This window comes from Rhizobium sullae, assembly GCF_900169785.1.
Lineage (GTDB): Bacteria > Pseudomonadota > Alphaproteobacteria > Rhizobiales > Rhizobiaceae > Rhizobium > Rhizobium sullae.
Map to the genome: position 1 here is coordinate 44,752 of NZ_FWER01000035.1, position 9,966 is coordinate 54,717.

7 protein-coding genes are annotated in these 9,966 nt (G+C 58.0%); all 7 read right to left on the minus strand.

Annotation, left to right across the window (positions count from 1 at the left end):
* Positions 1-579: 579 nt before the first annotated feature.
* Entirely contained in the window at positions 580-2,055 is a 1,476-nt protein-coding gene (locus BN1800_RS25905; RefSeq protein WP_179213893.1) for a carboxylesterase/lipase family protein, read from the minus strand.
* Entirely contained in the window at positions 2,045-3,055 is a 1,011-nt protein-coding gene (locus tag BN1800_RS25910) for an ABC transporter ATP-binding protein (RefSeq protein WP_087001743.1), read from the minus strand. Before BN1800_RS25910 ends, BN1800_RS25905 begins: the two co-directional genes overlap by 11 nt.
* Entirely contained in the window at positions 3,052-4,041 is a 990-nt protein-coding gene (locus tag BN1800_RS25915) for an ABC transporter ATP-binding protein (RefSeq protein ID WP_087001744.1), read from the minus strand. The genes BN1800_RS25910 and BN1800_RS25915 overlap by 4 nt, the downstream gene beginning before the upstream one ends.
* Before the next feature lie 14 nt (positions 4,042-4,055).
* Positions 4,056-4,928: an ABC transporter permease gene (locus BN1800_RS25920; RefSeq protein WP_244564643.1), complete on the minus strand. Its 873-nt coding sequence runs from the start codon at positions 4,926-4,928 to the stop codon at positions 4,056-4,058.
* A gap of 17 nt (positions 4,929-4,945) precedes the next feature.
* Positions 4,946-5,887, minus strand: coding sequence for an ABC transporter permease (locus tag BN1800_RS25925; protein ID WP_087001746.1), 942 nt, complete (start codon positions 5,885-5,887; stop codon positions 4,946-4,948).
* Between the two features lie 70 nt (positions 5,888-5,957).
* Positions 5,958-7,520, minus strand: a complete 1,563-nt coding sequence (locus BN1800_RS25930; RefSeq protein ID WP_027511224.1) for an ABC transporter substrate-binding protein — start codon at positions 7,518-7,520, stop codon at positions 5,958-5,960.
* Between the two features lie 26 nt (positions 7,521-7,546).
* Positions 7,547-8,743 (minus strand): ROK family protein, encoded by a 1,197-nt coding sequence (locus BN1800_RS25935; RefSeq protein WP_087001747.1) that lies wholly within the window; start codon positions 8,741-8,743, stop codon positions 7,547-7,549.
* Between the last annotated feature and the right edge of the window lie 1,223 nt (positions 8,744-9,966).

Below are 9,966 nucleotides of genomic sequence, written 5' to 3' on the forward strand. Positions count from 1 at the left end.
TGCCAGTGAGAGTCGCGCGGCATCGCGTGAGTCTGAAGCAGATATGACCGAGCTGTTTCTGGACGTATCGTTCGTCGATCTCGGCGGAGGAAGCGAGACCGTCGCGGACTCGGCCATTGCCGTGTGCTTGACGAGGCGTTCCTGTGCATCGTTTTCACCCAAAGTCCACCGTGCAGGCTTGTGTCTTGGCCGCGTGCTCACACGGGCCAGGTCGGATCATCTCGTCCTTCATTAGGACCTGCCTAGGCGTCGGCGACCACCGTGAACATGCGGCGTGCTGGCGAAGCCGTCGGCGCGAGCGTGCCCTTGCGCAGTCGAAAGCGGCGGAGTGATCGGGATGTTTGCTGTGACACACGCCCGCTGCATAGATGGCCTTATGGAATTCCTCATTGTCGTAATAATAGGCATCGCTGTCACCGAGCCCTGTTCGGCACGCATGCGAACCGTTCTCGGCGGAATGCAGAGATTGGAGTGTATTCGCAAGGGTCAGATCAAGGTGAGACTTGCTGTACCATAAAGCGGAGTTCTACATCGAGGCCTTCCCGTAGGCGCTTTTCCGGCAGCCCTTCAGTAGGATTATTATTCGGGATACGCATCAGCTGTATCTTCGAACAAATTACGAATGTTCCGAGAGGGATCATCTACCACGCAACGTGAATTCCCAAAGAGGGCCGTGCGACGGTGCGGGACACTATACTGGTCCCACGATGCACGATTCTCCTTCACAAAATTGCAGATCGTTATATGGAGATCATCCATCCCGCGCCGGTGTTGGGCGTCGGATGACCGCCCCCACACCCAGTTGAGGTCAGATATATGGGGGGCAAAGCCAGCAAGCGGACCGGCCGCCAAGCCGCGATCGTGCCGATACATCCATGTCGGATTACCCGCCGACGCATGGGCATCCGCGAGACGCACGGAAGGGAGGCCGTACTCCTCGGCCGACAAAAGGCGCAGGCGGCTCTCCCTCCATGTCAGTTCAGGATAGGCGGCTCGGAACCGCGTCTCGACTGCTGCCAGCCTCTCTGGATTCAGATGGCTGAGTTGATCCTGCCGCCAAGATTCTTCTGCAATCATCGCTTGGACGGCTGGAAGGGACTCGTCGCGAGACGTTCCGATCAGCAAGGGAACCGAGACTCCCTGGCCATGTTCGATTGCAGCGAGTGGGCTCCGTGGTAGAAAATCGCCGCCGTACACCGGACGGAAAGGAAGTTTTCGGATCCCCGAACGCAAGAGCATCGCTTGCCAGGTCAGGATTTTCTCCATCGAAGCATCCAGCAGATGCGAAGCGGGAAAGCCCGCAATGTCGATAAATCGCTGAGTAACAGCTTCCGCTTCTGCCCGAGACGAGACGGTATCCGCGCCTCCCGAAATGACGATGGCGGCATGGAACAATCCCTGCGCGGCGGGGGCTGCCATCAGGGCCGCCACATTCTTGCCGCCAGCGGATTCCCCGCCAAGGGTGATCTGAGCGGGATCACCGCCGAAACCGGCAATATTATCCCTTATCCACTCCAGAGCGGCAAGTTGGTCACGAAGCGCGCAGTTGCCGCTGTCAACATACTCCGTGCCAAGCTGCTCTCCGAGTTCCAGGAAGCCGAACGCGCCAAGCCGATAACCAACTGTCACACATATGATGCCGGCACGGGCAAACACGCTCCCGTCGTAGACAGGACGGGATGTTCCACCGACCAACTGCGAGCCACCGTGCAGCCACACGAGCACCGGGTGAGGTCCAGGCGATCCTGGCGTCCAGACATTGAGATAGAGGCAATCTTCGCTCATCGGACGAGGCGGCATCGCGTCTGGATCGCCGGGGTAAACGCCAGGATCTGGCAGTTGCGGCGCGACGGATGCGAAGCTGCCGGCCGGTCGTACGCCCGCCCAATGCTCCAGGCTTTCCGGCGAACGGAATCTGGCTTCGCCCGTCGGGGCCTTGGCGTAGGGAATGGCCAGGAACTGTACAGCTTCGCCGGTCTGCCGTCCTTCTATCCTGCCTGCCTCCGTCATGACGGAGCAAACCGAATCAGGATCTTGTGGAAGATCAGTGTGCATGCTGTACCAGAACTCCATCGCGGTTGAAGTCGTAATGGCAGGCGACGGAGTGATCGCCTCCTACCGGACGTAGCCGTGGTACTTCAGCGCGGCAGCGGTCAGTGGCAAAGGCACAACGGGTATGAAAGCGACAACCAGACGGTGGAGCAAGCGGGCTTGGAACGTCGCCTTTCAACAAGATGCGAGGCTTCTTTTCTTCCACGGTCGGGTTGGGCGCGGCGGAAATCAACGCACGCGTATAGGGATGAGCCGCCGTCCCGAATATTTCCCGTCGTGCTCCCTCTTCGACAACGTGACCGAGATACATGACCGCGACACGGTGCGTAAGATGCTCAACGATCGCCAGATCGTGACTGATAAAGATGAGTGCCAGACCGGTTTCCTTCTGTATGTCGCCAAGCAGGTTGACGATTTGCGCTTTAACGGAGACGTCCAGCGCGGAAACAGCCTCGTCGCACACGATAACGTCCGGACTCGGTGCCAACGCTCTGGCAATGGCTATACGCTGCCTCTGGCCACCAGAGAACTGGTGAGGGTAGCGGTTTGCGGCATCGCGCGGCAAACCGACCACGTCGAGAAGAGATGCTATTTTTGCGTCGATGTCGGCTCTGCTCACCGCTAGCCCGAAGTTCACCAGTGGCTCCGCGAGAGTTTCACGGACGCTCATCCGCGGATTGAGGCTCGAAAAAGGATCCTGGAAGATTATCTGCACCCGGGCGCGGAATGCCTTCAGAGCAGCGCCTTGAAGCCTATCCGCCCTTTCGCCATTCAGCAGGAATTCGCCGCTTGTGGGGTCTTGGAGACGAACAATTGTCTTTCCGAGAGTGGATTTCCCACAGCCGCTCTCTCCAACAATCGAAAGCGTCTCTCCGCGCTTGAGCGCCAAGCTCACGTCATCCATGGCATGCACGGTTGCCGTCGGCCTGCCCCAAAAGTCCGGGCGCAGGAAATAATGCTTCTGCAGGTTTCTAAGCTCAAGTACGGGGGTTTCATTCGTCATGCCTGCAGTCTCCGTTCAACGTGATGGCAAGCAACCTTGTGGCCCGGTTCCACCGCTTCAAAGCCAGGGGCGGTATGACGACAGAGAACCGTGGCATGCGGGCAGCGTGACGCGAAGGCGCAACCGGGTATGAATTCGTGAAGGCTCGGCACCTGGCCGGGGATCTCCGTCAGTCTGGACGGGGCATTGTCGTCAAGCGACGAGCCGAGTTTGGCGATTGTTGCGAGCAAACCACGCGTATAGGGATGAAGGGGCCGCCGAAAGAGATCCTTCGTGGTGGCCTCTTCGACCGTCCGCCCGGCATACATCACGATTACCCGATCGGCGACATCCGCAACCACCCCGAGATCGTGCGTGATCAGAATAATTGCCGTGCCGGTGCGCTTCTGCAGATCCGCCATCAGTTCGAGGACCTGGGCCTGTATCGTCACGTCGAGTGCAGTCGTCGGTTCGTCGGCGATGAGCAGTTTCGGCTCGCAAGCCAGCGCCATCGCGATCATGACCCGTTGGCGCATGCCGCCGGACAGTTGATGCGGATACTCGTCGATCCGTTGTTCGGCAGCAGGTATATCCACCAGCCGCAACATCTCGATCGCGCGTGCGCGCGCCTGCGCCCGGGAGAGGTGCTGGTGCAGGACCAGCGTTTCGGCAATCTGCCGACCGATGGTGAGGACCGGATTGAGGGACGTCATGGGCTCCTGAAAGATCATGCCGATCTCATTGCCCCTGATCTGTCGCATCTCGGCCTCGCCAAGCGAAAGAATATCCCGCCCTAAAAACTCGATCCGCCCGCTGCTACGCGCCCTGCCGCCTGCCAAAAGTCGCATTATGGACAGTGACGTCACCGATTTTCCTGAGCCGGATTCGCCGACAATTGCTAGGGTCTCACCGCTCTCCAGCGTAAACGAGACGTTCTCCACCGCGCGAACCGGACCGCGCTCGCCGCGGAAGTGGGTGCGCAATTCGCTCACATTGAGAATGGGCATTTTTTGCTCCTCCTTCAGATTCGGCTTGCCGCACGCGGATCAAGTGCATCGCGCAGACCATCCCCGAGCAGATTGACAGCCAGCACGGTCAACGACAGGAAGACCGCCGGGAACAGAATGATGTACGGCTTGATTTGCCAGAGCATTCGGCCCTCATTCATGATGCCACCCCAGCTGGGGATGGACGGGGGCGTTCCAGCGCCAATGAAGGACAACGCGGCTTCGGTGATCATCGCAGCCGAACAGATATAGGTCGCCTGGACCATCACCGGACCGAGCGTGTTCGGCAGGATATGCTTCACAATGATCTTCGGCATGGAGGAACCCGATGCGATCGCACCGTCGATATAGGCCTGTTCGCGGATCGAAAGCACAAGCCCCCGCACCAGCCGGCTCATCCGCGGAAATTCCGCGATCGAAATCGCCAGGATCACGTTGAAAACCGAACCGCCGACCGCCGCCATCAGCGCAATAGCCAAAAGGATGGGAGGAACGGACATCAAGCCGTCCATCAGGCGCATGATCACCATGTCGAGCTTTCTGTAGGCGCCTGCCGCCAGTCCGGTTAAAAGCCCCAGAACCGTGGCGCACACGGCCACCGCGAAGCCCACGAGCAGCGAGACGCGCGCGCCGTACACGACACGCGAAAAGAGGTCGCGCCCCAGCATATCGGTTCCGAACCAGAACTCGGCCGTGGGTTCACGGTTGCGTTTGATGGGAGCGATCTTGTCGGGATCGATCGTTGCGATCCACTGCGCAAAAACAGCAATCAGCACCATCAGCAACAGTATACCTCCTCCCGCGACAATAGTGGGATGGCGGCGAACGAACGTAGCGACCCTGCCGCGCCTCGGTTCCGACGGGAAAAGATCGCCACTCGCGATCATATTGGATTTGATCGTCATCAGTAGCGCACCCTTGGATCAAGAACGGTGTAGAGAAGGTCGATTGCAAGATTGATCAGGACGTAGGCGACGCTAAACAGCAGGACGACACCCTGGATGACTGGATAATCGCGCCGTAGAATGGCATCGACGACAAGGCGCCCGACTCCCGGTATGGCAAAGACAGTCTCGGTGACCACGGCGCCACCTATCAGCAGGGCGACGCCGATACCGATGACTGTGACGATCGGAACCGATGCATTCTTCAGGGCGTGGATGAAGAGAACGGGACCTTGACCAAGCCCCTTCGCGCGCGCTGTGCGAATGTAATCCTGCGACAACACGTCGATCATCGAGGTTCGTGTGATGCGTGCGATCAACGCTATATAGACGCAGGAAAGCGCTATTGCCGGAAGGATAAGATTGGCAAGAAAGGGAGCAAAGCCTTCGGCCAGCGGGGTATAGCCTTGAACCGGCAGAAGGTCGAGCCGGATGGCGAACACCCAGCTGAGAAGATAGCCGACGACGAAAACGGGCACGGAGAAACCGAAAACGGCGACAGCCATAACAACCCTGTCGATCCAGCGACCCTGATTGGCGGCCGCCAGAACCCCCATCGGAACTGCAACGCAGACGGATATGATGACAGTGAGCAGCATCAACGAGAGCGTTGGCTCCAACCGTTGACCGATGAGAGTCGTGACCGGCAACTGGGAAAAGATTGAGATACCCAGATCGCCGCGCAACGCATGGCCCAGCCAGCCGACGAAGCGAATGTAAAATGGCTGATCCAATCCCAAGGTGACACGGATGGCGTCGATCTCTGTCTGCGAGGCCTGGTCGCCCGCAATCAGCGCGGCGGGGTCGCCCGGTGCGAGATAGAGAAGGCTGAATACGAACAAGGCGATGAACAGCATCACCGGTATTGTGGACAGCAGCCGTCGACATACGAAGGTAAGCATTCGAGTCTCCTCGGATAGTGGCTAGAGTTCAAGCCCGGGGGGCGGCTCCGACCCCCCAGGAGGAAGAATGCTACTTCCGCTCGACATTCCAGTAGACGGGAGCAGGGGGCGTGAGGAGACCCGACAGATCGTTGCGATAGGTGCGGATCTGATACTGCGTCGCGATCGGAATGTAAGGCACCGTCTGAAGCGCGCGAAGCTGGATCTTCTCGGCAAGCGCTTTGCGCTCATCGAGATTTGTCAGGTCGGCAAAGCTTGCTCGCATCGCCTCGATATCAGCGTCACAAGGCCAACCGAACCAAGCCTTTTCACAGTTCGATCGCAGTCCCAGATGGCCGACCGGTTCAAGGAAATCGAGCCCCCCAGGACCGGAAATGAAGATAGACCATCCGCCGGCGTCAACCGGCTCCTTGCTTGCACGACGGCTTGTGACGGTTGCCCAGTCCATCGCCTCGACCTTGGTTTTGATGCCGATTTCCTGGAGTAACTGGTCAGCCACTGTCACAAACGCATGAATGTTGGCATTTTCCGTCGCATCAAGCAGGACCGCAGGGGTGCCGTCATAGCCGCTTTCGGCGACCATTTTTTTGGCCGTCTCGAGATCCGGAGAAGGGAAACCAGCCTCCGTGTGGTACGGTGAGGAGCAGGTGTAAAAGGACTTACACGCCTTGCCCAAAGATGGATCGCTGATAACCGCCGCGAGAAAATCATCCCCGTTCACCGCATACAGCAATGCCTCGCGTATCTTCACATTGTTGAAGGGTGGCTTGATGGTGTTGAGACGGATTTGTTGCGCGACGCCGATGTCGTCCTGTTTGGCTACCGTCACGCCCTTCGTCTCCTTGGCCAACGGTATCAAGTCAGCAGAGAGATCCTCGTTGATGTCGATCTCACCTTTGCCAAGGGCGTCGAGTGCGGTCTGCTGGTCCGGTATGATCACCCATTCCACTCGATCCATTTTTGCGGTCTTGCCGCCTGCAAGACCACTCGCCGGTTCGGCGCGTGGCGTGTAGTTCGGGTTTCGTACAAAAGCTAGCTTGGCACCGGGAACCCACTCTTTTGCAAGAAACATGAATGGTCCCGAACCGGTATAGTCGGTCACCGGAGTCGTCGGCGGTGTCGCGTCGGCGACGCGAGCCGGCATAATGAAAGGAACCGGCGCGCCCGCCTTCCCAAGAGCGTCAAGCACCAAACCCCAGGGTTTCGACAAGGAGAGGGTGAATGTGCGATTATCGACCTCGACGAAGGTTGCTCCGTTGGTCATCATCTGCTGACCAAGGCTATCGTTTACACTCCAGCGCTTCAGTGAAGAAATCACGTCCTTGGCTGTGATAGGAGCGCCGTCGCTGAATTTCAGACCATCGCGCAGCGTAAAGGTGTATATTTTCCCGTCTGAGGACGTCGCCCATTTCTCGACCATTTGCGGCTGGATTTTCAGATCGGCGTCCAAGGCGAACAGGGTGTCGTAGACCATGTAGCCGTAGTTGCGCGCCATCGAATCCGAGCCGAGCATGGGGTCGAGAGCCTTGACGTCGCCCGACGGCTTGATGCGCAGTATGGACTCAGCGGATGCAGCACCTGCAAACGCCACGCTCGCCGCCAGAAAGCTGGCGACCAAAAGATGTAGTTTCATATCGGATCCTCCCGTTTGAAGTTAGTCTAGTCCTGCACGCCGGCAATGTTTCCCGCAGCAGCATTTTTCACTATTGCAACCTGTGACGATGTTCCTCCGCGGCGCAGATATGCAAAAGTCGCAAGGGACAGGGCCGAAGAAGGCTCCCGACCCAACTCCGATTCCACCAGCCGCAATTCGACATCGTCGGCCCCACCGAACAGCGAGGCGTTTATGCCCTTGCGGATAGCGGCAATGCTCTTGTTCCCAAGGCCGACAGGCCATCCACCAACCAGGACACGACGGGTCTGGACGATGTTCAGCGCATTGCCGATGGTAAGACCCAAGCGAGTCAGCCGCTCGCCAAGTTCTGCTTCCGCTTTCGACGCGATGGGAATGCGCTCGGGCCACTTGTCGCCGAGGTCCAAAATAGCGACCTCTTCAACCTTCAGGCACGGCGCGATCGCGGCAGTGGAGAGATAGGTTTCGACGCAACCGAAATTGCCGCAGCGACATTTAGGACCCTTCGGATCAAAGACCATATGGCCGATTTCACAGGGCGTAACGTCTCCGCTTTCAGCAAACTCATCGACGACGGCTGCCGCCACACCATGGCCGACGAACACATAAAAGCTGGGACTTCCGAGATGCCCGACCCGCATTCGGGTACGATGGGCGATCGCACGCGCAGCAATTGAGTTGGCAATCTCCGTGGCCACGTCTGGAAATGCATGCTCTAGGCTTTTGAGTAAATTTCCTGTGTTAAGCGGTATGATCGGGTTCGTGATGCGCCCGACGCCATATCCGGGGAGGGCGACGGCAATCTGTTCGAGTTGTGTGCCGTATCTGGCGCAGCCGCTGGTCAATGCACCTACCGCCTTTGACATGGCATCCTCCACGACCAGCGGATCCGCCCCGTCGACAAGGGGGAGACGTTCGATGAATATCGGCTCGCCGGTCACCGCTGCCACGCCCACGTGGATTGAATTGTTGGAGACCTCAATCGCACCGACATGCCTATTTTTACTCAATGTAAAAAACGCGCTCGGTCCGCCTTGATAAGGCGCCGTATGGCGCGTCTCGGCGATCACGCCCTCTGACTTCAGCTCGGCTACAATCCGGGAGATACTTGCATCAGTCAGTACAAGATTCTCAGCCAAATCAGGTCTGTAGGCGCCACCATTGCACCAAATGTAGTTGAGGGTCGCCGCACGGGTCTCGCGTCGGCTACGGTTCGGCTTCAACGCATCTCCTCCCTAGAGACGTTTTATTTTTACAGAAAGTAAAAATCAGTTAGCCGAAAATGAATGGGCGGTCAAGTGTGTTATCACATCTCGATGGCTGATCGCTTCGGCGGGATGGCAAGGCATGTCTTCGGCAAGTAACCTCGAGACTGCTTTGGCGAGTTCCTCTCTGTGGACGACCAACTTGACGCCATAAAACTGTTTGAACAACGAGCACCGCAAATGGAATCCAACCTACTCGACGCCTTGCGCCACCGCGGGAGGACGATATGAGCAATCGAAAGCTTGTGCTGGTCGTCGGCGCTCGGGTGTCGCATTTCTGAATGGCTGAAGACGCCCAAAATGCCACTTCTACTTTGCACACACGGACATTCCAACCTTGCTGCCACATGGATGCCTAGAGCACCGCACTTGAATTGAGAATCGAATGGCTTTTCTTGCGGATATAGCTGTGTTTCACTGCCTTTGGAGGTGAATCACATGGGAAAATCTCATTCTGTTGAACTTCGTCGGCGCGTTGTTTCGACGCTCGCCAGCGGCCAATCACGCCGCGCCGCTGCCCGGCATTTCGCTATCAGCGACAGCAGTGCGATCAAACCGCTGCAGCGCCGAGACCGAACCGGCACGATAACGCCTGCCGGACAAGGACGGCCGGTGGAGGAAAGCTGTCGCCCTATCGGGACTTCCTGGTTGCACAGGTCGAAGACAAACCTGACGTCACCATGCCTGAACTTGCTCCAACCGCGCAAGGTCGTCCCGCCTCCCACCACGAAGAGGATTGGATGGATTCGCTCCTCAGATGGCTGGAGTTCACGACCAATGGAAAAGACGTAGGAATTCAGCCGCCATAAATCGCGCATTATCCAATATGGCGCGGGAGGGCTTTGCTCTTCCCATTACAGCGAGTATGCCTATGCGCAACACCGACGAAGAGGACCATTGTCATGTCGAGTTTTGAAGAGCTGAACGGAAAGCGGCACATTTTCCAATTTTACGTCGCCAAGGCCGAGGCACGAGCCGCAAAGGCCGCAGAGGATCGTGACTTCGAACTGGCTGACCTTCTAGGCAGTCTCAGCAGCATTGTTCGCGAGGACATCCAGGTCCTCGACGATGCAATTGCAGATGAGCAGTTTGAAGGCGGAGGAGCGTCGGTAGCGGTACGCTAGGGTTGGAACCGGCCGGCTGCGGCTCGGCGTCGTACCGAAATCTCTGACAACGACGCG